Origin of the sequence: Saccharopolyspora sp. NPDC000359 (assembly GCF_040300525.1) — a bacterium.
Classification (GTDB): Bacteria; Actinomycetota; Actinomycetes; order Mycobacteriales; family Pseudonocardiaceae; genus Saccharopolyspora.
The window spans coordinates 48740-72292 of the sequence record NZ_JBEPDU010000041.1 but is presented as its reverse complement, the minus strand read 5'-3'; the positions used below and the strand labels follow the sequence as shown (position 1 = coordinate 72292).

The window sequence follows — 23553 nt, the reverse complement described above, 5'->3', positions numbered from 1 at the left end:
GGGACCGGCCGCCAGGCCGCATGCCCGGCCTGCGGTCGGCTGGACCGGGCTTGCAGACAGCGGGGCGGCGGGCGCGGCCGGGCTCGCATACAGCAGGCAGGCGGCCCCGCAGGGGCCGCCCTTGATGAAGTAGAGAAAGTTTAGACACGCGGACTGCGGCCCGACGGCTTCCGCGTCGCGCGTCTGTTTGACCTCGGAGGCTATGGTGGTGGCGTGGCTGCTCCGCATCCTGCTCAGAACACCGACCCGGCTCCGCCGCCTGCTGATGCCGCGGCGATTCGGGCGTGCCTGACTCCGCGAGTGGCTGCCGAGTTTGACGCTGAGTGGGAGCACACGCTTGAACGGGCAAAGCGGTCGCACGACTTGACCGAGGTGTTTGAGCTGCTGAAGAAGTGGCGTCACCTCGCTCATGCGGAGCAAACCGCCCCCGGCACCTACTTCCGGTTGCTGGCCAAGTCTGAGCAGATCACCAGCACTGGCCGGAACCCCGACGCTGCATCCCTGGAAGACATGCAGGCACTGATCAGGCACCGGTTGGGCCGCTAGGTGTATCGGCTGGTCCCCGACAGCTCCGTGATGGAGCAGGTCGCTGCGTTGCCCGATGGCGCTTTGGCTGCCTACGCGGACGTGCTCGAAGTACTTCAGCTCACCCCGTGGAACGGCAAGCCGCTGCACGAGGCCAACCCGGACGGCCCTGTTCGGCGCTGGGACTTCGGCCCCAACCAGGCGGGCCAGGTGATCTACCTGATCCTCGACGAGCAGCAGGAAGTTCACCTACTGCTCGTGCAATGGCTCGGTAGCTAGAACGGCCCGTGGCTACTCGCGCTCCTGGCGGTGCTTGCTCGCGAGCTCGCGGAGTTCTGCCCGGACGGTTTCGAGGTCGAACCGGTACTTGCCGCCCGGCGTGACAAGAGCGATCGAGATCAGACCTTCGTCGGCGTAGCGGCTGATTGACCGGCGGGAGATACCTAGCTCCTTCGCCAGCTCGCCAGATGAGAGCAGCCGCATGACCCGAACGTATGGCTGGGAACTGGCCTGTGCTGCCTGGCTGGCCTCAACGGCCTCACTGGCCTTAGAATCTGGCCTGACTGGCCTCAATGTCCGAAATGACGGGGGTTGTTCATGGACCGGGGCAGCTGGGCCTTCGGCATCGGTATGAACGTCTACCTGTGGCCGGGTGGGGATTCTGTTCAGGTCTTCGGGTACGTCGAGTACGTCCGACGGCTCTCCGGCGAGACACGGGATGCTGAGCCGTTCAGGACGTGCGAGGTATCGCGGTTCGCGTCGGTCGAGAGCTTCCGATCGTGGTGCAGGCAGGACTATCAAGAGCATGAGAAAGCGGCGCTGCCTGGGGTTATCCACGCAGCGCCGCTCAGGGCATTAGGCGGCCGCGGAGGCTGATCCTCTACGGCCGAACTTGGCCTCCGCGGCTTCGCTCATCTGCCCAGAAGCTTCTCCAGGGCCTCCGCAGAAGCGACGCAGCGGAAGCCGGTGTCGTCGTCCCACATCGTTTCGGCTGCGTCGTTGAAGTAGGAAGGGGTTGCCCGGTTGAACGGGCTTGTCCAGGCTCCGCCTTTCAGTACGCGGCGGCCGGGGCTGGATTCGGTGGCGCACCACTCCCACACGTTGCCGCACATGTCGTACACGCCGTACGGGCTCACGCCGCTCTGGTACCGGCCGGCGGGAGTCGTGGAGCCGACACCGTTCTCTCGGACGTTGCACTTCGCGGGGGTCGGCTGGTCGCCCCAGGGGTAGACATTGCCTCGGGAACCGCGGCTGGCCTTCTCCCACTGCTCGGCGGTCGGCAGCGCTTTTCCGGCCCACTCGGCGTACGCCGCGGCGTCCTTCCAATTCACGAAGACCACCGGGTGGTCGGCGAGCTGTTCAGGGAATTTCCCGTCGTCCCAGTGCTGCGGAGGGGTGTGACCGGTAGCAGCGATGAAGAGTGCGTACTCGGCATTGCTCACCGGGTGCACGTCGATGTAGAAGTCGGGGACCCATACCGGCGCGTTGCTCGGTCCGGACAGGAAGACGCTGCCCTCCACCTTGACCATGAGGCTGCCGACGGCCGGGTGGCGAACTTGGCTACTCCCGATCGGCTCGATTGCTGCGTCCGCATCGCGATCAGAGACGAGCGAGTCGCCGACAAGGTGCGCGAAGCGTGCTTGGGCTTCTGGGTCGCTGCGGGTCAAACACGTGTCCAGCGCCGCCTGGTTGACCGGGCGTGGACTGATGTCCTTGCCAGCCTTCTCCCAGTTCGAAATTTGGCGCTCGCTGATGCCGAGATGAGCGGCGAAGTCCTTGAGGCTCATCCTCATCGCCGCTCGCAACGCCTTAACCTCGGCTCCCGTCCAGTGCTGAACTGTCGCCACTTGCAGCTCCCCTACCTAACTCCTTCACCAGAGCCTAACCGGACACAACGGGTTGCTACAGGCGTTCCGGCGGAATCTCGGCGTAGAGCTCGCGCAATTCGTTGATGACCTTGTGGTCAACGGGCCACTCGGTGTCGTCCACAGCAGCCACCGGCCTGACCCCGGTCGCGGCATTGGTCGCGAACACTGCATCCATCGCCCGGAGGTCGGAGAGCGTGAGCGGCTCGGTGTTGACTGGTTCATCGAGGGCCTGGCGGAGAAGCGTCATCGTGATCCCCGGCAGGTACTCGGAGCGCGGCCAAATGACCTGGCCGTCGCGCACGAATCCGATGTTCGAGGTGGCGACTTCCGAGATGGTGCCGTCCGGGTTCAGGAAGAGCACGTCGTCGTACCCCTCGCGTTGCGCCGAGCGCCGGTGCATCAAGGCCCCGAAAAGGCCGATGTGCTTCACCGCGGGATCCTCACGACGGTAGGACACCGCCTGGAGTCGCCAGGGCGCTGGCTGCCCCTGTGCCGCGGCCCGCGTGGTCACCAGCACGGAAGGATCCGCATCAGAACCGATGGTGCCTAGATCAAGCGCCGGGTCGTAGATCGTGACCCTCGCGACGGTGGGCTGTGCACTGTTGCTCAGGGCTTGCGTGATGAACGCGCGGACGCGGTCCGTGTCGAGCTCCACGTTGAAGAGGTGCTGGCAGTCGCGCGCGAGTCGCTCCATGTGGAGGGACAAACCGCGAACGCGATTGTCGTCAACGAGCATCGAGGTGAAGTGGCCGTAGTTCGTCAGAGCCAGTGCTTTGAGCTGGTCAATGGTGGCAGGAGCGCCGTTCAATTCCATGCCTGGTAGCTTCCCACTTTCCGCGCGCCCGCTGAACCCGCGCTGAAGCGAAGTGCAGCGAAACTTCAGTGCTCTTGGTGCAGTGAAACTTCAGTGCTAGGTCGGCTAAGTGCAGTTCTCCCGAAGGCCGCTTTCCCGCACGCTGGAGACATGACGGCAAGAGGTACGGCGGATCGCCTACGGGCGGCGTTCGAGCTCCTCGACTCGCTTGGCGAGGCTGACGAGTTCGGCCCTGATCTCGGCGAGCTCCTTGGGGACGTCAACGGTGTCCTCATCGGACGGAAGCTTGGTGCTGACGAAGACCCCGACCGCTGGGGTAGCAGTAAGCCAACCTTCGTCTTGCAGCTCGCGAAGGGCCTTCTGGGCGGTGCCCAGCGCGACCCCGTACTTCTCCGCCAAAGCTCGGTTGCCTGGCAGCTGAGCGCCAGGCTCCAGGGCGCCAGTCCGAATGTCGCGCTTGATCGACTCGACCACGCGCTTGTAGGCGGGAAGTACCGGGTTCGACTGCTCCATGCGGCGAGTCTATCGGAGTGACTCACTCTGACATAGATCACTCGAATGGAGTATTGGCGGGCTGACTCATGCTGACATAGTTTGATCTATGTCAGTCGACGAACATGGATGACAAACCACGGAGGCGAAGATGCTGCGGAACATCCCGGTGATGCTGGAGGGCTACCGACTGATGGTGCTGGAGGAGCCGGAGGTCAAGACCCGGAAGAACGAGAAGACCGGTGAGTTCGAGCCGGTGACCGACTTCGAGGGTGCGCCGCAGTACGTGATCTCGGTGCACGCCAAGCCCCGCAAGAAGGCGGATGGCAGCTCGGCGGGCAAGGGCGCGGAGATCAAGGTGACGCTGGAGACCGAGCCGCACGAGGAGATCCCGGACGGCTCGATCGTGGAGCTGATCAACCCGCGGGTGTCGCACTGGGAGAACGAGCTGGGCGGCCGCACGATGTCGGGCCTGGCTTGGAAGGCGACCGGCGTCAAGCTCGCGGGCTGAGTTACTCCCGCACTTTCTGAATTCTTCTTATTGCCAATTCTGGCTTGTTGTTTGAGAACTACACAGTGGGCCGAGCTATCCCTTTCTCGGCGCGAATTCGACGCGCCGGGGAGGCCATGTTGACCCCCGGCGACCTGGGATTTCGGGGTTTTCCGGGGGTCTTGATGGACTCCAGTGGGAAAGGACGGTTTGGGATGTTGTCTTTGGGTTTGCGGTACTGCCCGGCGTGCCACATCGACGGGCCGCGCGTGTACCAGCACTCGCAGGACGAGTTCTGCGAGGTGTGGTCGCGGTGGTGATCAGCACGGTGGTGGCGGCGGGATCGCTGCGGGGCTCGGGCTGCACGGGCCGGGCTGCTGATCCGCGGTTCACGCTCGGGCTGCTGTTCGACGTGGGCAAGGCGCTGGAGGCGCACGGGTTCCCGGCGCTGGAGGCCTACACCGGCCGCGAGTTGATGCGGCTTCAGCGGGCGTTGTTCGACTTCGTTCACCCCCCGGAGAAGGACGGTGATCGGTGATGGGGGTTTTCGGGTTCCACGGCTCGGGATGCATCGGCGATTCGACGGAAGGGCAGGGCAAGTGAGCACCAACAACCAGGCGGGCGGGCAGGCGCGCAACACGCGGCAGCGCTGGGCGTCCGTGGAGTACGAGCGGCGCAGGTCGGGGACGGTCAACCGCAACTTCGGGCAGGCTGAGAACCGGATCGACGCGCACACCTTCAACGGCAACCTGACCTTCGACTGAGGGGGTGCGGGGTGTCTCGGGGTTCGGTGTTCAATGACGCGCTGACGGCGGGGATGCAGCAGTACGCCCAGCGGCAGGGAATTCCGTGGGAGCTGCGTTGGTCGCTGTCCCATGTGGTCGAGCCCGACGGATCGGTGCACACGCAGGTGAGCGGCCATGTGGGTGCCGAGTACGCCGACGACCAGGTGCCCGGCGCGCTGCGTGCTTGGGCTGAACACCTCGGGCTGAGCGAGGACGTCGACCCGCTGCTTGGCTCGGCAAGTTTTTTCCGGGGAGTCGCGCGGGGTGGTGGTCGAGCTCTGGGGAGTGGTCGACCGCAAGCAGTGGGAACAGGAATAGCCGCAGTTCTATTGCAACAGCGGAAGTAACCGGAGAAGAACAGGAAAGGGGTTCGTGTGGCTGAGTTGAGGTTGCCGGTGGGGGTGCGGAAGAACACGCCCGCCGTGGCGCGGTTGAAGAAGATCGGCGAGCACATCGACGCGCTGTACGTGGAGCTGGTCCGGGTCCACTCCTTGGAGTCCAAGGTGGTGCAGGACAAGGACTTTCAGGAGATCACGGAGCTGGCGGATAAGGCCTGCAAGACGCTGACGGGGGTTCGGGACGGGATCGCGGAGAAGGGCGGTCCGAACGTGGCGAAGGGATACGTGAGGCAGTGATGGCGTTCAACGACGAGGTGCACAACCAGGCCAGGCGGATCGATGCGGTGATGCTGGCGCTGGCCGAGGACCTGAAGAAGTTCGGGGTCCCCAAGGGGCTGGGGGTTCCGCTGAACAACACGCGCAACGCGGTGGGCGACCTGGTCGCCAAGCTGACGATGACCCAGCGCCGGAGCTGATCCGGCGAACTGCTCGGCCGGGGCACCCAACTTCTCGACGGGGTTGGGTGCCCCGGTTTCTTTTTGCTCGTAGGAAAGGTGAACGGCAATGCGGAACACGTTGGTGGGCGCGGAGAACACCTCCCCGATCCGGTGGGGCATCCGGCAGGTCGTCGGCCACCCCCGGACTTCGGGGTCGGCGGCGGTGAGCTCGGCGGCGGTGTTCTGGTTCGGGCTGAACACGATGCTGTGGGCTGTGGGGATCGCGGTGCTGGCCGGGGTCTCGTGGCGGCTGCTGGACCGGCCGACCTTCGACCGCTTCGCCGGTCGCCTGCTGCGGGCGTGGTGGCGACGCTGGTGGACCTACCAGCGGCAATGGCTGCGGATCATGACCGCCTGCAGCCTGACCACCACCGATCACAAGGGCAACACGCTCATCCCGCGGGTGACTGGGGTCAAGAGCACCTGGTCGTGGGACACGGTGACCGTGCGGATGGCCAAGGGCCAGGAACCGGAGGACTTCGAGAAAGTGATCAACAGGCTGGCGAACGCGTTTCGGGCGCGCTCGACCAACGTGCGGCTGGTGAAGCCGGGCAAGCTCGCGCTGGACTTCCAGCGGTGCGAACCGTTCGACGAAATGGTCATCCCGCTCCCGGCGCTGGCGGAGTCCACAAGCGCGGTGGACCTGCGGCGGCTGCCGGTGGGCTTCGACGAGTACGGCCGGGAGTTCACCCTGAACCTGCTGGAGCGGGACCTGCACGTGCTGCTGGGTGGCGCGACTGGCGCGGGGAAGGGCTCGTGGCTGTGGTCGCTGCTGCGGTCGCTGGCCCCGCTGATCCGCGCCGGGCTGGTGCGGCTGTGGGTGATCGACCCCAAGGGCGGCCAGGAGTTCGGCATGGGCCGGGAGATGTTCCACGCCTTCGCCGACAACGACGTCGACGGCCTCGCGCTGATGAAGACCTACGTGCGGACCCTGGATGAGCGCAAGCTGGAGCTCGGGCGGGCCGGGGTGCGGACGTTCACCCCGTCGCGGGAGACGCCGCTGGAGCTGCTGATCTGCGATGAGCTGGCCGCGATGACCTCCTACGGCGGCAGGGCGATCACGGTCCCGTTCGAGCCGCTGATCTCCAAGGGCCTGACGCAGTACCGGTCGGTCGGCGGCCGGATCATCGCCGCGACGCAGGAGCCGACCAAGGAACACGTGCCGATGCGTGGGCTGTTCCCCACCAAGATCGCCCTGCGGCTGGACTCCGCCTCCTACGTCGACATGTGCCTCGGCGAGGGCATGCGGGACATGGGCGCCTTCGCGGACAAGATCCCCGAGATCCTCGCCGGGGTCGCCTACGCCAAGCGCGACGGCCGACGCGAACCCCTCCGGGTCCGCGCCCCCTACACCCGCGACGAAGACGTCACCGAGCTCGTGGAGTTCTGCACCGCCCTGGGCACCGTCACCGAGCTCCGCACCGAAGCCAACCCGGCCGAAGCGCAGGAGCTCGACGAACCGGCCGACGTCTACAACATCGACTTCGAAGCACTCGAAGTCGACGACTACGACACCGACGAAGACCGCGAGGTCGAAGAGATCGAGTACCTCGACGGCGACGAAGAGGAAGAAGACATCGCGTGACCGCACGTAATCCGAAAGGCAGCACAGCACACCGGCTGCGTGGCCGTGGCGGTCTGAAGGGACGGGCATGAACAGCGGCAACCACTACTTCTACAGCGGCTGGGGAAGTGAACTGCTCGAAGTCATCCCGCGACAGCGGGGAGCCCAGCTCACGATCACCGTGCCCAGCCCGCACGGCGAGACCACGTACTCGGTGACGCTGACCCGCGACCAGTTCCAGCGCCTGCTCACCGACGGCGTCCAGATCTTGCAGAAGGTCGACGCGATCAGAAACGACGCGATGCGCAAACGCGGATATCCGCTCTAGAGAAGGGAAAAACCCACGTGCAGCACTTTCACATCGAGGTCACCGGCAAGACCATCCTGACGCTCCTGCTCGTCCTGGCCGTCACCGCGGGCGGGCTGGCGCTGGTGTGGACGCTGGTGAACCCCGGATGGGCCATCGGCATCGCCTTCGGCCTGGTCCTGCTCGTCCGGGGCCTGTTCGCCTTGTTCAAGCCCCACAGCGAGTAGGAAGGAGCTGACGGTGGGCCTGCGTCGCAAGCGCAAGAACAACGCCCCGGAAGAGATCGGCAAGACGTCGCGAGTCCGCAAGCTCGGGGACCGGATCGCTGAGGCTCGCCAGCTGCGGGGGCTGGTGCGGGACCCGGACTTGCGGGCGGTGGAGCTGGAGCGGCAGGGGCGGCGGACCCTGATCGGGCTGTGGTTCTTCCTGAGCCTGGGCCTGGTGTTCACCACCGCGGGCGTGCAGAAGTTCCTTGCCGGGGACGCCACCACCGCCGACCCGTTGTGGTGGGCGGCGTGGACGGTCGAGCCGATGTTCGCCGGGCTGCTGATCGTGATCCTGAACTTCGAGGCCGTGATCCTCTCCTACGGCCGCGCCCCCGATCACGAGTGGTGGTCGCGGCTGAAGCGGGTGCTGCTGGCGTCGACGCTGGCCATGAACGTCATCCCGCAGATCACCCCGCTCCTGCGGGGCCGCTGGCAGGAGTTCAACTTGGGTTCGGCGGCGGTGCACGCGATCATCCCGGTGATCGTCTACGGCATTGCCGAGGTCATCCCGGTCATCCAGGCCCGGCAGCGGGAGATCATGCTGATGATCTACACCACCGCGGACCAGACCCCCGACCAGCAGGAGTCCGGCCAGCGGGAGCCCGCAGCCATGCCGGCCACTCCGGCGCCTGAACCGGCCGTCGAACCTGCGGTGCCTGCTGCGGTGGAGCCTTCGCTACCTGCGCCTTCGGTGCCGGCTGCGGGGACTGAGGTCCCGGCTCGGGCGCTGAAGCTGCTGCCCGATGCGCTGGCGGCCAAGGTCCGCGACGCCTACGCCGCCGCCGCTGGTGAGGGTCGGGAGTTCAACGCCGCCGACGTCCGCGCGGCCGCGAAGGTCCCGGAAGCGATGGCCGAGAGGATCGCAGCGGAGATCAGCACCCACAACGGACACAGCTTCGCTTGAAACCCGTTGCGCCACAACTGAATACGCACAAAGCACAACCACGCTCGGCGGGTATGACCGCGGGGCGATGGGCCTGGTGGTCATACCCGCCGGGCTTCATCCCCTTGGAGGTCATCACCGATGGTGTTGCCCACGTTCCCGGACGTCGACCGCATCAAGCGGCGCATCCAGTCCCCGGACTACCGCGACTGGCGCAAGAAGGTCGAGGACGTCTACGGCTGCCTGCACCCGGTTCGGCTGTCGGGTCTGTGGCAGATCACCGACAAGGCCACCGGCCAGGTGCTCACCCGCCCGGACGGGCGTCCCGCGCAGACCAGCGGGCACATCCTCTCGCCGTGCGGCAACCGGCGCGAGAGCGTCTGCCCGGCCTGCTCCGACCGCTACGCCGCCGACGCCTTCCACCTCATGCGCGCGGGCCTGGCGGGCGGCTCCAAGGGCATCCCGGTCTCGGTGGCCGACAAGCCGCGGCTGTTCGTCACCCTGACCGCCCCCAGCTTCGGGCCGGTGCACAACCGCCGCACCACCGCCTCCGGCAAGCTCGCGCCGTGCCGCTGCGGGGCCTACCACCACGAACACGACCCGCTGATCGGCCAGCCGATCGATCCGGAGGCCTACGACTACACCGGGCACGTGCTGTGGCAGGCCCACTCCGGCAAGCTGTGGAACCGGTTCACCCAGAAGCTGCGGCGGCACCTCGCCCGCGCGGCCGGGCTAGCCCACCGCGAGTTCAAGGACCATGCCCGCCTGTCGTATGCGAAGGTGGCGGAGTTTCAGCGGCGCGGCGTCATCCACTTCCACGCGGTGATCCGCCTCGACGGCCCTGAGGGTGCCGCCGATGCCACCCCGCCGTGGGGCACGGTCGAGCTCCTGGCCGACGCCGTCCACGCCGCCCACGCCTCCACCACCGTGACGACCCCGGTGTTCGGTGACGGCCAGGTGCTCGAACTCGCTTGGGGTGAGCAGGTCGACGTCCGCCCGGTTCGTCCGGCTGAGGCGCACCGGTTCGAGGACGAGCACGGCACGATCAGCGATGACCGGATCGCCTCCTACGTGGCCAAGTACGCCACCAAGGGCACCGGCAAGTCCGAAGCCGCGGACCGCCCGATTCGCGCCCGCGTCCAGATCGAGCAGCTGAACACCACCGAGCACCACAAGCGCATCATGCGCACCGCCTGGGACCTCGGGGCCCCGCAGGCCTGCACGGACTGCCACCCCCACGGCGAGCACCAGGCCGACGGCTGCGACTGTGCCGTGATCGACCACTGCGCCACCTGCGGCAACGGCGGCCAGGTCCCCGGCCCGCTCGCCGAGCTCAACCTGCGGCGCTGGTGCCACATGCTCGCCTTCCGCGGGCACTTCCTGTCCAAGTCCCGCGCCTACTCCACCACCTTCAAGCAGCTCCGCGAAGACCGGCAGGCCTGGCGCTTCGAGCAGAACCTCGCCGACCTCGGCGTCACCGCCGACACCGTCGCCGTGGTCAACCACTGGGACATGACCAGCGTCGGCCACCGCAGCGACGAAGAACGCGAGCTCGCCTCCGCGATCGCTGAAGCCACCCGACAAGCCCGTAAACACCGCTACGCCACTGAAAGGAGCCACTGACCATGATCCGCAACCTGTGGGGCATCGAAGACGTCTCGAACTACCTCGGCGTCCCGGTCGGCACGCTCTACCAGTGGCGCAGCAAGGGCTACGGCCCCACCGGCCGCAAGATCGGCAAGTACGTCCGCTACAAGCCCGACGACGTCGAGCAGTGGTTCGAGGCCCAGGCTGAGGGGGTGGCCTGATGGGACGTCCTCGGTTGGCGCTGGGCACCTACGGCGAGATTCGCTACTACCAGCTCGGGCCGAAGAAGTGGAAGGCTCGAACGCTGTACCGCGACTACGACGGCGAGGTTCGTGGCGTCGAACGGGTCGGGCGAAGCAAGGCCAATGCTCAGGAGAACCTGAAGCAGGCGCTGCGTGACCGCTCGCGTGCGGTAGCGGGGGACGAGATCACCGCAACCACCAAGGTCGACGTTGCTGCGGCGAAGTGGCTTGAAGAGCTGGACGAGTCTGACAAGGCCACGCGGACCAAGCGGACCTATCGGGACAGCTGGACTAGGGATGTTCAGCCAGCGGTCGGGAGCCTGGCCGGGTTCGAGGTCACCGTGTCGCTGGCCACCAGGGTCCTGCGGGCCGTGCACCAGGGCTCCGGTCCGGGTAGCGCGAAGCACGCGAAGGTTGTGCTGGGCGGCATCATGGGCATCTTCGTCCGGCACGACGCGATCGAGACCAACCCGGTTCGGGAAGTCGTTCTTCCGAAGACCAGCAAGAAGGCCAAGAAGGAGAAGATGACGCTGGAGCAGGAGGAGCTGCCGCAGCTCCAGGCGCAGCTCAGCGGCGATAAGAAGGCACGTCGCCGGGACCTGCCCGACATCGTGGATGGTCTGTCCGCGCTCGGGTGCCGAATCGGTGAACTCCTGGCGCTCGACTGGACCAAGGCCGATTTCGAGGCGGGAACGATCGACATCGAGGGCACGGTCATCCGGGAGAAGGGCGCCGGTTTGTTCGTGCAGGAGCACACCAAGTCGTCAGCCGGGATGCGGACCATCGAGCCTCCGCAGTGGTACATGGACCAGCTGAAGCGCCGGGCCGCGGAGTCGGATAGCAAGTGGATCTACCCGTCCGCCTCGGGCACCTTGCGGGACCCGGACAACACTCGGGCCGACCTCCGCGAGGCCGTGGCCGGAACCGAGTGGGAGGGGCTGCACCCGCACGCCTTCCGGCACCTGGTCGCCACCGTGCTCGACGCGGCAGGGCTCAGCGCTCGGGAGATCGCCGACTACCTCGGGCACGAGAAGGTCAGCATGACTCAGGACGTGTACATGAACCGCAAGGCGAAGGGCAGTTCGGCGGCTAAGGCGCTCGACCAGCTGAGGCGCAGTGCCTGACGCAAAGGTGGGGATAAAGTGGGGGTTGATCTTGAACTAGATCAACCCCCACTTTGTTTACCTGCGGTTTTGCGCCCCCAGCAGGACTCGAACCTGCGACCTAAGGATTAGAAGTCCTCAGGGCTTTACCGCTGTGCTGACCTGCATAAACGCAGATGGTCGGTTACCGAAAACAGTCGAATCCTTTGCTCTCTGCACTACTGCCGGAACTTCACCCATTCGGCCTAGTTTGGTGGAGCTTCCGCAACGCCGGGCGGCCAAGTCGGAGCGCGGTAACGGCCACTGCCCATCTGTGGATCGGCCCAGGGAGGTACTCGCCAGAAACTCGTAACACGATCAGCGCATCGCTACTCTGGCGGTGCACCTTCTCGCGGAGGTCACAACGCCCCCGGTCGGCCGCCGGGGGCATTCCGCGAGAAACCCCGACTCCGCGAATCGAGGGTGAGCATGGGCAGCTTCATCGAACCTGACCAGCCGATCGGCGATCGGATTCGCCAACTGCGCGGCAAGCTCTATACGCAGCGCGAGCTCGCCGACAAGGCCGGGGTGTCCGTCGATCTCGTGCGCAAGCTCGAACAGGGCACCAGGACCAGCGCCCGAGTCGAGAACCTGCACAAATTGGCTCGCGCCCTGGATGTCACGCTGGCCGACCTGATCGGCCCCGCCCGCATCCCCGACCAGGCGCCGCAAGAGGGTGCGGTCGAGCTCCGGCACGCTGTCACCGATCTGGACGACCTCATTGGCCCGCCAGCAGACATCGACCCGCTCGGCGTCACCGACGCGCAGCGCGCCGAGGTCTACGCCTGGGGCATCTACTGGTCCGGTGACCACGACGCCGCAGCCGCGGCGCTCCCGACTTTGATCTACGGGCTGCGCGCTGGGTACGCCACCGCGAACCTCGCCGACAAGCCGCCGCTCGCCTACGCCCTGTCCCGCACCTTGTGGGCCGCCGGGTCGACGCTGATGCACCTGCGGCACAACGACGCCGCATCAGCAGCCACCCGGTGGGCGGTGCGACTTGCCGCCGAGGGCGACGATCCCTGGATGCACGCCACCGTCAAAGGCTCGTTGGCGTGGCAGCTCATGGTCGCTGGCCGCTACACCGAGTCGATGACGCTAACCGAGCGCGCCGCAGACGACATCGAGCCCGATGGTTCTGCACTGGCCCCGCATCTGTCGGCCTACGGCTCGCTGCTGATGCAGTCGGGCAATGCTGCGGCGCGGGCCGGGAAGGCTGCGGCGGCTCGTGACTACCTCGACGCGGCGGCCGAGGTCGCGCGGCGGCTGGGGGAGGACCGCAACGACTACTCCACGACGTTCGGGCCGTCGCTGATCGCGATGCAGTCCGCTGACGTCCACATCGCGCTCGGCGACTACGACCGGGCGGTGGACGCCGCGGCGACGATGCCGAACCAAGGCGCTGCGCTGCCGACGATGGCGCACTGCCGCCACCTTGCCGACCGCGCTCTTGCCCATGTTCGTCTCGGCCAGCCCGAGACGGCGCTGCCGCTCATGACCACGGCGGTGCAGTCCTCGCCGAACTGGGCCAAGCGCCAGCAACTGCCGAAGGTCGTTGTGCGGGAGCTTCTGCACACCACCAAGCAGCGTTCCAGCGCGCTCCGAAACCTGGCCTCGACGCTCGGTGTGAGCTGATCGTGTAGTAGGACAAAGCGTCATACCCGACTGAAGATCATCGCTCTTACGTTCCAGGTATGAGCATGGTCGACAACCGCCCCACCAGCCCACACATCCACCGGGTGTACTGGATGCCGGTACCCGACCAGGTGCCGGCATCCGACGAGGCTGGCGACGGGGTTGGGGTGCGTGTTGGCACCCGTCATGCGTTCTGGGGTCGCCGCTGGGACGGCCAAGAGGCCGAGTGCAAGACGGTGTGCGGCGAGTGGGTCAACCTGGATGAGGCGTCGGCCCTGGACTGGGTCAGCATGCCGGAGTGCGGCGCCTGCCGAACCGAGATCCTGCGGGTGCGGGGCGAGGTGCGGTCATGACCGTGATTCTCGCTCGCCGAAGAACTGGGAAAGAATCTCAGCGGGTTGTGCATGCCTGGGCGGCTGATCAGCAGGGCCCCGTGGTCCGCGCGTTGTGCGGCGACACGGCGCAGGTGGATGATCTCGAACGTTGCGACCGTATGGGAATGCCCTGCGACGGCTGCGCCCTGATCGCTACGGCAGCGGCCAAGGATGCACCCCGACCTGTGCCACAACCGCCGCGAGCACCGGATGTGCCCTACGCGGTTGACTGGGACGACCCGAGCATTTGCCATGACGTGCCCGAGCTTCCCGTTGTTGGGTCGCTGGACGGGCAGCCCGTTGTCGTCACCGCATGCCAGAAAACTGCCTGGCTCAGGTCCGGCACGCCCACCGGGCAACAGTGTTCTGGGTGCCAGCAGCAGGATCGCGCTCATCTCGATGACCAGAGGGCAGTCCGATGATCACCGCGTTGATCGCGGGCGGGCTGGCGGCTCTCGCTTTGGTGACGTGGTGGGCGGTGCGCTACTTCGCCGAGTGGGGCAAGCACGCCGGGGCAGGCGAGGGAGCGCTCACGGTTGGGCAGCTGCTCACGCAGGCCGAGGCCGAAGCCGCCACCGGTGGTCGGCATCGGCTTCGCGAGCCGCTGGTGATGCGCGGCGATCTGGCCGATGCGGTCGCGGCGTTGGAGGAGACGCGGTTGCTGCCTCGCGCTGAGGCTGGGCACCCGTTCGACGATTTCGAGTACATGGCGACGCACCGGTGGACGCTGCGCCACGCCTTGATCGGGTTGCAGAAGTTGTAAAGCTCGGCGGGGCACCGCAGCCGACTCTTCCCCTCCTAGGCCGGTGCCCTCGCCGGAACCACGTGCCCGCACCGCTGCCCCCCAGGGCGGCCGGGCACTGCGATGGCCGGGTGTGCGACGACCCCGGCGCCCTCGGCCATCGCCTCCGCCCTCGGTGCCGTGCCCTTGACCGGCACCGGGGCACGCCAATCCAGCGCTGAGCAGAGGTGATGATGCAGAGTTCCGATGCGCCGCAAGTTCCGCGGATCCCCGCTGATGTGACGGTGGCTGGGGAGTACCGCGCCGAGGTCGCGCACGTCTTCCGTGCCGCCTACGAGCGGGGCGCCACCATCCGGGCCCTGGTCAAGACCAGCGGCCGATCCTTCGGGTTCGTGCGCAAGCTCCTCGGCGAGTCCGGGGCGACGATGCGGCCCCGCGGCGGGCCTTGGCGCCGACGCTCCAGTACGGAAGCGCCGGACTCGGTGCCCGTGACCGACGCGGCGGTATGAGCTGACAGGGCTGATCGGCGACGCTCGGCCCTGTCGTTGGCGGTGCGGAACGTCCTCCGCACCAGCAGGTAATGGTGATCGATTGGAAAGGATGGTGTTATGCCTGCCGAAACGATGGCACGTTTCGTGCACGATCCGGTCGCGCCGGACAGCGCGCAGTTCCCGCTCGGCCGACCGCTGGGGATGCCGGAGAGCACGGCCCTGGTGTCGGCCGATGGTGTCCGGCCGTGGGGACTGCGGGACATGGCGGTGCGTTCGAACGGCACGGTTCAGTCGTTGCCCGCGTGGCGCTACGACCACGAGCGGCAGTTGGCGACCGACCTTGACGGGGTGTCGTTCCGCGAGCTGCGGATGGACCCGAGCGCAGATTCGAGTTCGAGCCTCGATGGCGATGAAGGGCCGAACGAGGACTGGACCTACGACTTCCACGGGGATTTCCCGGGGTCGCCTGCATGACGGTCCTGATCCTCGCGAGGGATCTCGACCCATCGGCTGATGCGATGGTCAACGCGCTGCGGGACCGCGGCACGCCGATGGTTCGGGTGAACACTGCGTGGTTCCCCGCGCAGCTCAGCGTTTCCGCTGGGCTGCGTGGGGGCCGCTGGTCCGGGTACCTGCGAACCCCTGCGCACTGCGTCGAGCTCGAAGACGTGCACGCGGTGTGGTACCGCAGCCCCGAGGCGTACCGGATGCCGGTCGAGCTGTCCGAACCTGAACGGCAGCACGCCGTCGTGGAAGCCAAGTTCGGGCTCGGAGGGGTGCTGTCGAGCCTCCCGGTGTTCTGGGTCAACCACCCGGCGCGGATGGCTGATGCCGCCTACAAGCCGGTGCAGCTGGTCAGGGCGCACGAGTGCGGGCTGACGGTGCCGGACACCGCGATCACCAACGAGGCGGACACCGTACGTAGGTTCGCCGCGGAGGGACGCACGGTCACCAAGCTGTTGGGATCGAACGCGATCTCGGAAGAGGGCACCCGCAAGCTGTCGTTCACGCGGGTACTCGACACCGCAGACCTCGACGATTTGCGAGGCATCGAGGTCACCACGCACATGGTGCAGCGGTGGGTTCCGAAGTCGTTCGAGGTGCGCGTGATCATCATGGGCGAGCACCTGACTGCGGCGGCCATCCACGCGGGCAACGCGACCTCCTACGTGGATTGGCGTTCGGACTACGACGCCCTGCGGTACGAGCTGATCGACCCTCCGGCCGAGGTGGCCGCGGGGATTCACGCGCTGATGTGCACGTTCGGGCTGGTCTACGGGGCGCTCGACTTCGTGGTCACCCCGTCGGGCGAATGGGTCTTCTTGGAGATCAACCCCGGTGGGCAGTATGGGTGGATCGAAGGCCGCACCGGCGCACCGCTGACCGACACGCTCGCCGATCTCTTGATGAAGGGGCAGCCATGACAGCTCAGCTCGACCTCGCATGGCAACCCCGAGCGCAAGCGCTCGCCGACGAACTCGAAGCACGCGGCGATCTCCGCGACCCGGCGTGGAAAGCAGCGATCGCCGCGACACCGCGACATGTGCTCGTGCCCGAGGTCTACGCGCAGAATCACAGCGCCGAGTGGGAGCCGGTCGACGTGTCCTCGCCGAGCGGACTTGACCGCGTGTACTCCCCGGTCACCCTCGTCACCGCGCTCGCCGACCGCGGCCAGTACCGGGAGGCCATCTCCAGCAGCACCAAACCCGACCTCATGGTGCGGATGCTCGAAGCACTCGACGTGCGCGACGGACACCGGGTGTTGGAAATCGGCACCGGCACCGGCTACAACGCCGCGCTGTTGTCGCACCGGCTCGGCGATGAACGGGTGTTCTCCGTCGACCTCGACGCCGAGCTGGTCGCCCCGGCGCGCGACCGGCTCGCCTCGATCGGACTGCACCCGACGCTCGTCACCCGCGACGGCGCCGAAGGCCTGCGCGAGCATGCGCCGTTCGATCGGATCATCGCGACCTGCTCAGTGCCAGCGGTGCCGCGCGCCTGGTGCCAGCAGTTGACCGACGGCGGCCTACTGCTGGCCGATATCAGGACGGGAATCAGCGCCGGAAACCTGGCACTGCTGCGCCGGAACGATGAACGACTGGAAGGACGATTCACCGACCGGTGGGCGACGTTCATGCTGATGCGCCACCGCCACCAGCAGCCCCGGACGCTGCCCACGTCAACCGCAATTGACAGCCACACCAGGACCACGAGCGTGCCGCCGAACCCATGGCAGAGCAACCGCGTGGTGTGGTTCCTGGCGCACCTGCTGGGGCTCCCTCCGGGCTCCAGCTACGGCATGCGGCTCGACCCGGAGACCCGTCGACCCACCGCCGGGACCATCACCGCGCCGGACGGATCACACGCGGTCGTCATGCACGAACCGGCCGCCGACGGGGAATGGCTGGTGATCGAGGCTGGGCCGACGTCGCTGTGGTCGGCGGTCGAGGAAGCCCACCAGCTATGGCGATCGGCGGGGGAACCGGGGTGGTCACGCCTCGGCCTGACCGTCGAGGCAGGCGAGCAGCGGGTATGGATCGACGAACCCGCCGGCGAGCACCGGTGGAGCCTGGCCGCTTGACCAGTGCCCAAAACGACGGACGTGCCCCCGCGTTCCCGGAATCTGGGAACGCGGGGGCACGTCCGTCGTTGCACTCATCAATCCATGTCGGTGACCGCAAGCAGCCACAATACCTGTTCCAGTCGATCATGGACTGCCCATGTGATGTTGAAGAGGCCTGGAAACCACGCACACCAAGGATCTGGGCTCGTCGCGAAAGAGATCGTGCTGTAACGGTTTCCAAACAACTCAGAGTAGAGGTTGCTCGCGTTCTCCAGAGCTCGGTGGGCGCGAGAATCTTGCTCCTCGTTGGAAAGGTTGGATAGATCGGTTTGAAAACCGCCTGAATACATGGCTCGGGCCCACTGGGGTGCGAGTTCCAGCGACGCCCCATAATGCCAGCCTCGCAGGCGGCGCGAACTTTTGTAGCTGAGCGGATCGGTAATCCCGAACGAATCGGGCAGCAACGTACGTAGATCCGGGTGAGGAAGTATGTACGCGATATTTCCGGGGAGATGATCTCGCGCAAACCACTCAAACTCGCTGGATCCGTGAATTTTGAAGCCCTGAAGGTGCGCCCCGCCTTTCGGGCGATCGTGCTGCAGCCAGTTCAAAACTGGTTCAGCATGGGCGACTGTGCGGTCAACTTCTGTAAATTGGACTTGGTCCCAGAGTGCACGGACTTGGTCAGCATCCGGGGCCGGGTAGGTGGCCGTGTTTGCGCTCATGCCGTTGAGTATGGCGCACCCCCGTGGATGTGGAGGGTGCGCCACGCAAGTTCGTCACGGGATGGCCGCTGAGCACCCGTCCCAGTCGGCACTGTTGGGCCCCTTGGTCCATGCACTCAGGACGAATGGGTCGAAGTCATCAGTGGCAACCTCGACCGTCGGCCCGCCTGCAGGTGTATAGCGGTAAAGCGATGAGTATTGCTGCGGGATCTTTTCGCCGAATACCAGGGCGGCGGAGTAGCAGCGTTGGAAAGTGACTGCGTTGTTAATTGGATGACCTGCATGAATGTGGCGTGCCCCTGCGATTTCCATGGGTCCACATTCGAGCTGAAACTCTCTTTGTGGGGTATCGGGCCTGCTTACCGGAACCCTGTCAACGATGGCTGCATTGGGAATCGCTGGATTCACCAGGCATTCGGCAATCTCACCAGCAGTGCGCGGCTCGACGCTAGTCTCATCTGCTGCGGCAACGGCCTGATAGGCGGAGAGTGACATGACCGATGCGGCGAGAGTGACGACAATTTTGCGAGCTGATCTCATGGTGTGAATGTTAGCTCGGAGGGCGGATCAGGTTCAGGAGGAATGGCCGATTGTCACCCGAAAGGACTAAAGTGGTGCCGTTTTGGTTCCGCATGGTTTCACCTGGCAACCAACTTTAGTTGGGTAAATTATCGCCATTTTGTTGGGTGGCGCACTGTTATCTGAGTAATGTTACTCAGATAACAGTGCGAAGTTTAGCGGACCCAGTATTACTGGTATGCAGGCGCTTTACTGGAGCCGAGCAGGATGCGCGTGAGCCACGCTGGCATGCGCGGCTCGACGGCCCGCAGCAGCGTATAGACGACGCCGAGCACGAGCGGCACGACGAGCGTGGGCCCGGCGTCGCCGAGCCCGTCGACCAGCCACGCCGGGGCGCCAGCGGTGACGAGTGCGGCGATGACCGCGGACCAGGCGGCGGGCACGATAGTGCGCAGCCAGGCGGTGAGCTGGTCGCTCATGCTGCGGCCTCCCGTCCGGCGAGGCGCTGCGCCAGCTCGGTGACGATCGCCTCGGCCTGCTCACGGTTGTCTGCTCCAACGGCGGCGCGCACGGCTTCGTCGACGACCGGGCCGACCAGCTCGACCAACACCGGGCGGAGTGCGGCGGCGACCGCAGCCGGGTCGGTGCCGCTCGCGGCGTTGATCGCGGCCGTCAGCTGGCCGAGCAGCTGCGGCAGCACTCCGTAGACCAAGCCGTTGGTGTCGCGCACGGCGTCGGGCAGTGGCACGCGGAGGTGCTCGGCGCCCGGTGCCCGCGATGGCTTCGGGGCGAGTAGCGCGTTGACCAGGTCGACGAGCATGGCGACCAGGGTGCGCGGCCCGATCTCGGTGCCCCAGCCCTGGATGCGGCCGCCCTCTCCGCGGGGGCCGAGCAGTTCGTGTTCGATGCGGCGCAGGATCGCGTCCTGTTCGGGGGTCAAGTCGTCTACCTCCTGAATCGGGGTTCCGGTCATGGCGCGCGCGACGTCGCCGCGGAACTTCGCCATGTCGATCGTTCGGCCTGGTGCGTGGCCGGGGTCCCACTTGCCGGTGACGCTGGTTTCGGCGTGGGCGCGGGCGGACTCGGCGGTGCGGCCGAGGTGGCGCAGGACGGCGGCGTTGGCGCGCACCGCGGACTCGTACTGCTGCGGCGAGGGCGGGGTGGTGCCCGCGTAGTCCCATTCGAACCCGACGTACAGGGTGTTGCCGTCGCCGCCGGGGTTCGGGCCGGAGGCCTTCGCGCGTCCGGCGTGGTTGGCGCGTCCGGCGGCGATCATGTGCACGGTGCCGTCGAAGGCGATCACGGCGTGGCACAGCGGCCCGTCGAGGTCGGGGCGGCCGGTGATGCACATCCGAACCGTCGGCGCGGGCCGCGCGTAGGACGCGGGGGTGGCGGTGTGGTGGTTGAGCACCCCGACCGGGCGGGGCGGGGTGCCGCGGGCGGCGCGGTCACGCCAGCCGTCGGTTTCCACCACGCGCAGCCTGGCCGCGCGCAGCACGTCGGCCAGCCACACGAGCGGCTGTGCCATGCGATCACCTCGGTTTCTCGGAAGTCTCTGGGGTATCGGGGGTTTCGGTCGGCGGTGTGGTGCTGGCGTCGGTGGCCACGCAGCCCATGCCGGGGGCGGTGCCGCCGCCAGCGGCGAGGTAGAGCACCGGCCGTAGCTCATAGCCAGCGGGGCAGTCCGGGCCGGGCTCGCCGCGGTCGCCCTGCGCTCCGGGTTCGCCTTGCGGTCCGGGCGGGAGCGGTCCGGCGTCCTCACGGGTGCCGTCGGTGTAGGTGACGACCAGACGCCCGCCGTCGGCGGTGACCTCAGCGATGCCGCGCCCGTCGGCACCATCGTCGCCGGGGCGTCCGACGATCCTGCCGACCGCCTCGCGGGTGCCGTCGGAGTAGATGAGGGCCAGGGCGCCGTCGTCGACGACGCTGGCGACGATGCCGCGGCCCTGCGCGCCGGTCGCTCCGGGTTGACCGGCCACCGGGCCGACGTCGGCCGTGGTGCCGTCGGAGTAGGACACGACCAGCCGTCCAGCGCGGATCGAGGTGGCGGTGATGCCGCGGCCGTCGGCTCCGTCCTGCCCGTTGGTCGGGACGCGGGGTTCGCGCTGCACCTGCTCGGCCGAGACGCACGCGGCGCCGATACGGGCTGCGGCGTCGGGGCTTTGGCGGCAGGCTTCGGCGATGTCGGCGGCGAGCTGGTCGAGGCGCTGCTGCGTGCTGTCGGCGCGGCCGGTTTCCTGCTTGGCGGTGCGCGACTGGTCGGCCAGCGACCAGGTTAGCCACGCGGCCCACACCACGACTGCGGCGAGCACCAGGGCGCGGGCACGGGCCCACGTCATCCACTGCGGACGTCTCATGTAGCCCCCCGCCGAGCCTTTGCAGCAGCGTCCTCGGCTTCCCACCGGCGGCGCCGTTCGTCATCGAGTTGGGCGGCGAGCAGGTCCACGCGGGCCCGTAGCTCGTCGATCTGGTCGCGGAGCTCGGCCACTTCGTCGTCGCGCGCGGCGTTGACGCGGGCCAGCTCGGCGGCGTGGCGCTGCTCGGCATCGGCGAGCGCGGTCCGGTAGTCGCCGCGGTCGCTGGCGGCGTTGCGCATCACCCACACCAGCAGCACGACCAGGACGCCGCCGACCCCGGCCTGCGGCCCCGCCGCAGTCACCAGCGCGCCAATGTCCACGCGCCCTCCCTCGTGATCAGGGCCTAGGGCTGCGCGTCGTTCCCGTCGGGGGTCGGGTCGGCGGTGTCCGGTGGCAGGCTGGGCTCGGGGTTGGTCTGCGGCGGGGGGACGACTATGACGTCGGGCGGGTAGGTTTCCGGTGGCGGATCGGTCGGGATGACCGGGTTTCCGTCTTGGTCGACCAAGCCGCCGATGTCTGGGTCCCACTGGGCCGGAGGTGCCCAGCCGGTGTTGTCGCCGACGCCGGGAGGGATCGGCAGGCCGCCCCACCACCCGGCCATCGGCTGGGGCGCTTGGGCGTGCTCGACGGGGTCGGTCATCATGCCTCCGTTCCCCAGACCGCGGGCCACAACCGGACCCATCCGGTGCCGGTGGTGCGGCGTACCTGGATCTCGACGGTGGTGGGTGTCATGTGCTCGCCAGGCCACAGCGCGGGCCCGAACAGCAGGGCGTTGGCTTGGTAGATGCTGTCGCCGGTGGCGGTCACCGGAGCGGGCTGGGACACGATGCGCCCACCGATAAGCACTCGGATCTCGCCGCCTGTGCCTGGGGTTTCCGATCCGGCGTAGACGGCGATGACGATCCTGGGGTGCTGGTGGTAGATGGACTGCACCCACTTGCCGCTGAACTCCGGCTGCTGGGTGCCGGGCCAGTCCGGCAGGAACGCCGGGATCATCGGGGTGGGGATGTAGGGGCGGGCGAGTCCACGGCCGGTGATCCGGTCCGGCGCCACCAGCGTGGAGCCGTTGGCGTCCTTGGTGATGAGCTGAGTGTTGGAGCGGCGTTCGAGCTCGGCGACGCGCTGTTTTAGCTTGCGGATCTCGTCGAGCGGGTCGCCACCGGGGCGGGGGATGGTCGGCACGGCTTAGACCTCCGCGAGGGTGCCGGTCAGTTCCAGGGTGATCCGGCCGTCCGCATAGGACGATCCGGTGATGCGGGCGAGGTGGTCGCCGTCTTCGGCGAACGGGTGCCCGTGCAGGTTGAACCGCGCCCAGTCGCCGAGCCGCCACACGTCGAGCCCCGGATACACCTCCGGGTTCACAACGGCGCTGCGGGCGATGAGGGGGCGGCCGTAGGCGGCCAGGTGCGCGGCGGCGTAGTCGTTGAGCTGGTCTCGGTTGGTCGACGAGCTGTGGCTGCTGTTGGCGTCTTCCAGCGCGGGCCACCCGGCGTCGACCAGCTCGTTGGAGTAGGCGACGCCGAAGGCCTTGGCGTGCTCCTGGCCGTCACCGGGCACCGCGACGTAGCTGCACTGCTGGGAGGCGTCGATGTCGAAATCGAGGTCGACCAGCCCGGTGCCGTAGTCCCACACCAGCGGCGCGGCGCGGTCGCCGAGCTCGGGTTGCCCGATGCGGACCTGCCAGCGGATCGCCTCCCCGGTTGCGGTGCGCACCAGCACTGGCCGGAAGTCGATATCGGGCCCGTTGATGACCTCGGAGAGCTGCCGCAGAGCTTCGTCGGCGGGCTTGTAGTCGTATCCGGGGTAGGTGCGTTCGTGCTCGCCCTCGACGGTGACCGGTAGGAGGTCGAGGGGGAGTTCGCGGCCGTATTCGGCGGTGGCGTGCTCGACGATGCCCTGCGCGATGCCCGGTAGCGAGCGGTTGCGGAAGGCGACGGTGGCCGAGGGTGCGGCGGGGTCGACTGCGGAGTAGGTCATCAGGCGCCGCCGCCCGAACAACGCCCACAGCGTGGAGCACTTCAGCTCGACTCCGGACAGCGCCGGTTTCGGGGAGATCAGGGGCCCCGCCCACGCCACGGTGTTGCCCCACACGATCGCGATCGAGAACCGCCACGGGCCGCTGATGATGCCGCGCAGCACGTACGCCGGGGAACGGTCATCCCACGTATCGCGGCCGGTCGCGGAATCCAGCGGGCACGTGATCGTCGCCGAACCGCCCTTGTTCAGCTGCTCGTCGAACGACAGCGCCGAGTAGTCCAGCTCGGCGAGCACCTGCCCGGTCCGGGTGTGGAACACCAGCACCTCGAACCGCGGCGCGGTGTCGCGCTGCCGGTAGTCGACCACGGCA

35 protein-coding genes are annotated in these 23553 nt (G+C 67.4%); 21 read left to right on the top strand and 14 right to left on the bottom strand.

Going from position 1 to position 23553, the window contains the following annotated elements; genetic code table 11:
- Positions 1 to 228, bottom strand: a 228-nt coding sequence (locus tag ABT324_RS24520) for a hypothetical protein (RefSeq protein WP_351182039.1), incomplete at its 3' end; no start/stop codon positions are given.
- Here ABT324_RS24520 and ABT324_RS24515 point away from each other — a divergent pair.
- On the top strand, positions 214 to 546 hold the full coding sequence (locus ABT324_RS24515; protein ID WP_351182036.1) for a DUF6247 family protein: 333 nt from the start codon (positions 214 to 216) through the stop codon (positions 544 to 546). The genes ABT324_RS24520 and ABT324_RS24515 overlap by 15 nt on opposite strands.
- A gap of 63 nt (positions 547 to 609) precedes the next feature.
- A complete protein-coding gene (locus ABT324_RS24510; protein ID WP_351182033.1) occupies positions 610 to 804 on the top strand; it encodes a hypothetical protein in 195 nt (64 codons plus the stop codon).
- Positions 805 to 816: 12 nt separating this feature from the next.
- Here ABT324_RS24510 and ABT324_RS24505 read toward each other — a convergent pair whose 3' ends face one another.
- The 4 genes from ABT324_RS24505 to ABT324_RS24490 all read right to left on the bottom strand — a co-directional run bounded on the left by ABT324_RS24505 (position 817) and on the right by ABT324_RS24490 (position 3720).
- The gene (locus ABT324_RS24505) at positions 817 to 1008 is read right to left on the bottom strand and encodes a helix-turn-helix domain-containing protein (RefSeq protein WP_351182030.1); all 192 of its coding nucleotides are present in this window, start codon (positions 1006 to 1008) and stop codon (positions 817 to 819) included.
- A gap of 428 nt (positions 1009 to 1436) precedes the next feature.
- Positions 1437 to 2372, bottom strand: coding sequence for an SUMF1/EgtB/PvdO family nonheme iron enzyme (locus ABT324_RS24500; protein ID WP_351182027.1), 936 nt, complete (start codon positions 2370 to 2372; stop codon positions 1437 to 1439).
- A 55-nt stretch (positions 2373 to 2427) separates the two neighbouring features.
- A complete protein-coding gene (locus ABT324_RS24495; protein ID WP_351182024.1) occupies positions 2428 to 3207 on the bottom strand; it encodes an aminotransferase class IV family protein in 780 nt (259 codons plus the stop codon).
- Positions 3208 to 3384: 177 nt separating this feature from the next.
- On the bottom strand, positions 3385 to 3720 hold the full coding sequence (locus ABT324_RS24490) for a GntR family transcriptional regulator (RefSeq protein WP_351182021.1): 336 nt from the start codon (positions 3718 to 3720) through the stop codon (positions 3385 to 3387).
- A 130-nt stretch (positions 3721 to 3850) separates the two neighbouring features.
- On the opposite strand from ABT324_RS24490, the gene ABT324_RS24485 reads away from it, so the two are divergent.
- The 19 genes from ABT324_RS24485 to ABT324_RS24395 all read left to right on the top strand — a co-directional run bounded on the left by ABT324_RS24485 (position 3851) and on the right by ABT324_RS24395 (position 17623).
- Positions 3851 to 4210: a hypothetical protein gene (locus tag ABT324_RS24485; protein ID WP_351182018.1), complete on the top strand. Its 360-nt coding sequence runs from the start codon at positions 3851 to 3853 to the stop codon at positions 4208 to 4210.
- 292 nt (positions 4211 to 4502) lie between these two features.
- Positions 4503 to 4727: a hypothetical protein gene (locus ABT324_RS24480; protein ID WP_351182015.1), complete on the top strand. Its 225-nt coding sequence runs from the start codon at positions 4503 to 4505 to the stop codon at positions 4725 to 4727.
- 61 nt (positions 4728 to 4788) lie between these two features.
- Complete coding sequence (locus ABT324_RS24475) at positions 4789 to 4953, top strand: hypothetical protein (RefSeq protein WP_351182012.1); 165 nt, start codon at positions 4789 to 4791, stop codon at positions 4951 to 4953.
- Between the two features lie 395 nt (positions 4954 to 5348).
- Entirely contained in the window at positions 5349 to 5609 is a 261-nt protein-coding gene (locus ABT324_RS24470; protein ID WP_351182009.1) for a hypothetical protein, read from the top strand.
- A complete protein-coding gene (locus ABT324_RS24465) occupies positions 5609 to 5788 on the top strand; it encodes a hypothetical protein (RefSeq protein ID WP_351182006.1) in 180 nt (59 codons plus the stop codon). The genes ABT324_RS24470 and ABT324_RS24465 overlap by 1 nt, the downstream gene beginning before the upstream one ends.
- An 88-nt stretch (positions 5789 to 5876) precedes the next feature.
- Positions 5877 to 7394: an FtsK/SpoIIIE domain-containing protein gene (locus ABT324_RS24460; RefSeq protein WP_351182004.1), complete on the top strand. Its 1518-nt coding sequence runs from the start codon at positions 5877 to 5879 to the stop codon at positions 7392 to 7394.
- 67 nt (positions 7395 to 7461) lie between these two features.
- A complete protein-coding gene (locus ABT324_RS24455; protein ID WP_351182002.1) occupies positions 7462 to 7701 on the top strand; it encodes a hypothetical protein in 240 nt (79 codons plus the stop codon).
- Positions 7702 to 7718: 17 nt separating this feature from the next.
- On the top strand, positions 7719 to 7907 hold the full coding sequence (locus ABT324_RS24450) for a hypothetical protein (protein WP_351182000.1): 189 nt from the start codon (positions 7719 to 7721) through the stop codon (positions 7905 to 7907).
- 13 nt (positions 7908 to 7920) lie between these two features.
- Positions 7921 to 8850, top strand: a complete 930-nt coding sequence (locus tag ABT324_RS24445; protein WP_351181998.1) for a hypothetical protein — start codon at positions 7921 to 7923, stop codon at positions 8848 to 8850.
- 120 nt (positions 8851 to 8970) lie between these two features.
- The gene (locus ABT324_RS24440; protein ID WP_351181995.1) at positions 8971 to 10452 is read left to right on the top strand and encodes a replication initiator; all 1482 of its coding nucleotides are present in this window, start codon (positions 8971 to 8973) and stop codon (positions 10450 to 10452) included.
- A gap of 2 nt (positions 10453 to 10454) precedes the next feature.
- On the top strand, positions 10455 to 10637 hold the full coding sequence (locus tag ABT324_RS24435; protein ID WP_351181992.1) for a helix-turn-helix transcriptional regulator: 183 nt from the start codon (positions 10455 to 10457) through the stop codon (positions 10635 to 10637).
- Entirely contained in the window at positions 10637 to 11782 is a 1146-nt protein-coding gene (locus ABT324_RS24430; protein WP_351181989.1) for a site-specific integrase, read from the top strand. The genes ABT324_RS24435 and ABT324_RS24430 overlap by 1 nt, the downstream gene beginning before the upstream one ends.
- A gap of 447 nt (positions 11783 to 12229) precedes the next feature.
- Positions 12230 to 13435: a helix-turn-helix domain-containing protein gene (locus ABT324_RS24425; protein ID WP_351181986.1), complete on the top strand. Its 1206-nt coding sequence runs from the start codon at positions 12230 to 12232 to the stop codon at positions 13433 to 13435.
- Positions 13436 to 13494: 59 nt separating this feature from the next.
- The gene (locus ABT324_RS24420) at positions 13495 to 13788 is read left to right on the top strand and encodes a hypothetical protein (RefSeq protein WP_351181983.1); all 294 of its coding nucleotides are present in this window, start codon (positions 13495 to 13497) and stop codon (positions 13786 to 13788) included.
- A gap of 439 nt (positions 13789 to 14227) precedes the next feature.
- Positions 14228 to 14572, top strand: coding sequence for a hypothetical protein (locus ABT324_RS24415; protein WP_351181980.1), 345 nt, complete (start codon positions 14228 to 14230; stop codon positions 14570 to 14572).
- A gap of 209 nt (positions 14573 to 14781) precedes the next feature.
- Positions 14782 to 15060, top strand: a complete 279-nt coding sequence (locus tag ABT324_RS24410; protein WP_351181977.1) for a helix-turn-helix domain-containing protein — start codon at positions 14782 to 14784, stop codon at positions 15058 to 15060.
- Positions 15061 to 15159: 99 nt separating this feature from the next.
- On the top strand, positions 15160 to 15516 hold the full coding sequence (gene tgmA / locus ABT324_RS24405; RefSeq protein WP_351181974.1) for a putative ATP-grasp-modified RiPP: 357 nt from the start codon (positions 15160 to 15162) through the stop codon (positions 15514 to 15516).
- The gene (gene tgmB / locus ABT324_RS24400) at positions 15513 to 16466 is read left to right on the top strand and encodes an ATP-grasp ribosomal peptide maturase (protein WP_351181971.1); all 954 of its coding nucleotides are present in this window, start codon (positions 15513 to 15515) and stop codon (positions 16464 to 16466) included. The genes tgmA and tgmB overlap by 4 nt, the downstream gene beginning before the upstream one ends.
- The gene (locus ABT324_RS24395; protein WP_351181968.1) at positions 16463 to 17623 is read left to right on the top strand and encodes a methyltransferase domain-containing protein; all 1161 of its coding nucleotides are present in this window, start codon (positions 16463 to 16465) and stop codon (positions 17621 to 17623) included. The genes tgmB and ABT324_RS24395 overlap by 4 nt, the downstream gene beginning before the upstream one ends.
- 77 nt (positions 17624 to 17700) lie before the next feature.
- Here ABT324_RS24395 and ABT324_RS24390 read toward each other — a convergent pair whose 3' ends face one another.
- From ABT324_RS24390 to ABT324_RS24350, 9 genes are all read right to left on the bottom strand, one after another.
- Positions 17701 to 18330: a hypothetical protein gene (locus ABT324_RS24390; RefSeq protein WP_351181965.1), complete on the bottom strand. Its 630-nt coding sequence runs from the start codon at positions 18328 to 18330 to the stop codon at positions 17701 to 17703.
- Between the two features lie 54 nt (positions 18331 to 18384).
- Complete coding sequence (locus ABT324_RS24385) at positions 18385 to 18870, bottom strand: hypothetical protein (RefSeq protein ID WP_351181962.1); 486 nt, start codon at positions 18868 to 18870, stop codon at positions 18385 to 18387.
- A 209-nt stretch (positions 18871 to 19079) separates the two neighbouring features.
- Positions 19080 to 19328, bottom strand: a complete 249-nt coding sequence (locus tag ABT324_RS24380; RefSeq protein ID WP_351181959.1) for a hypothetical protein — start codon at positions 19326 to 19328, stop codon at positions 19080 to 19082.
- Positions 19325 to 20377, bottom strand: coding sequence for a peptidoglycan recognition protein family protein (locus tag ABT324_RS24375; RefSeq protein WP_351181956.1), 1053 nt, complete (start codon positions 20375 to 20377; stop codon positions 19325 to 19327). Before ABT324_RS24375 ends, ABT324_RS24380 begins: the two co-directional genes overlap by 4 nt.
- A gap of 4 nt (positions 20378 to 20381) precedes the next feature.
- Positions 20382 to 21206 (bottom strand): collagen-like domain-containing protein, encoded by an 825-nt coding sequence (locus tag ABT324_RS24370; RefSeq protein ID WP_351181953.1) that lies wholly within the window; start codon positions 21204 to 21206, stop codon positions 20382 to 20384.
- Positions 21203 to 21526, bottom strand: a complete 324-nt coding sequence (locus ABT324_RS24365) for a hypothetical protein (RefSeq protein ID WP_351181950.1) — start codon at positions 21524 to 21526, stop codon at positions 21203 to 21205. The genes ABT324_RS24370 and ABT324_RS24365 overlap by 4 nt, the downstream gene beginning before the upstream one ends.
- 23 nt (positions 21527 to 21549) lie before the next feature.
- A complete protein-coding gene (locus tag ABT324_RS24360) occupies positions 21550 to 21846 on the bottom strand; it encodes a hypothetical protein (protein WP_351181947.1) in 297 nt (98 codons plus the stop codon).
- Positions 21846 to 22388 (bottom strand): hypothetical protein, encoded by a 543-nt coding sequence (locus ABT324_RS24355; protein ID WP_351181944.1) that lies wholly within the window; start codon positions 22386 to 22388, stop codon positions 21846 to 21848. Before ABT324_RS24355 ends, ABT324_RS24360 begins: the two co-directional genes overlap by 1 nt.
- A gap of 3 nt (positions 22389 to 22391) precedes the next feature.
- Complete coding sequence (locus ABT324_RS24350) at positions 22392 to 23549, bottom strand: hypothetical protein (RefSeq protein ID WP_351181941.1); 1158 nt, start codon at positions 23547 to 23549, stop codon at positions 22392 to 22394.
- Between the last annotated feature and the right edge of the window lie 4 nt (positions 23550 to 23553).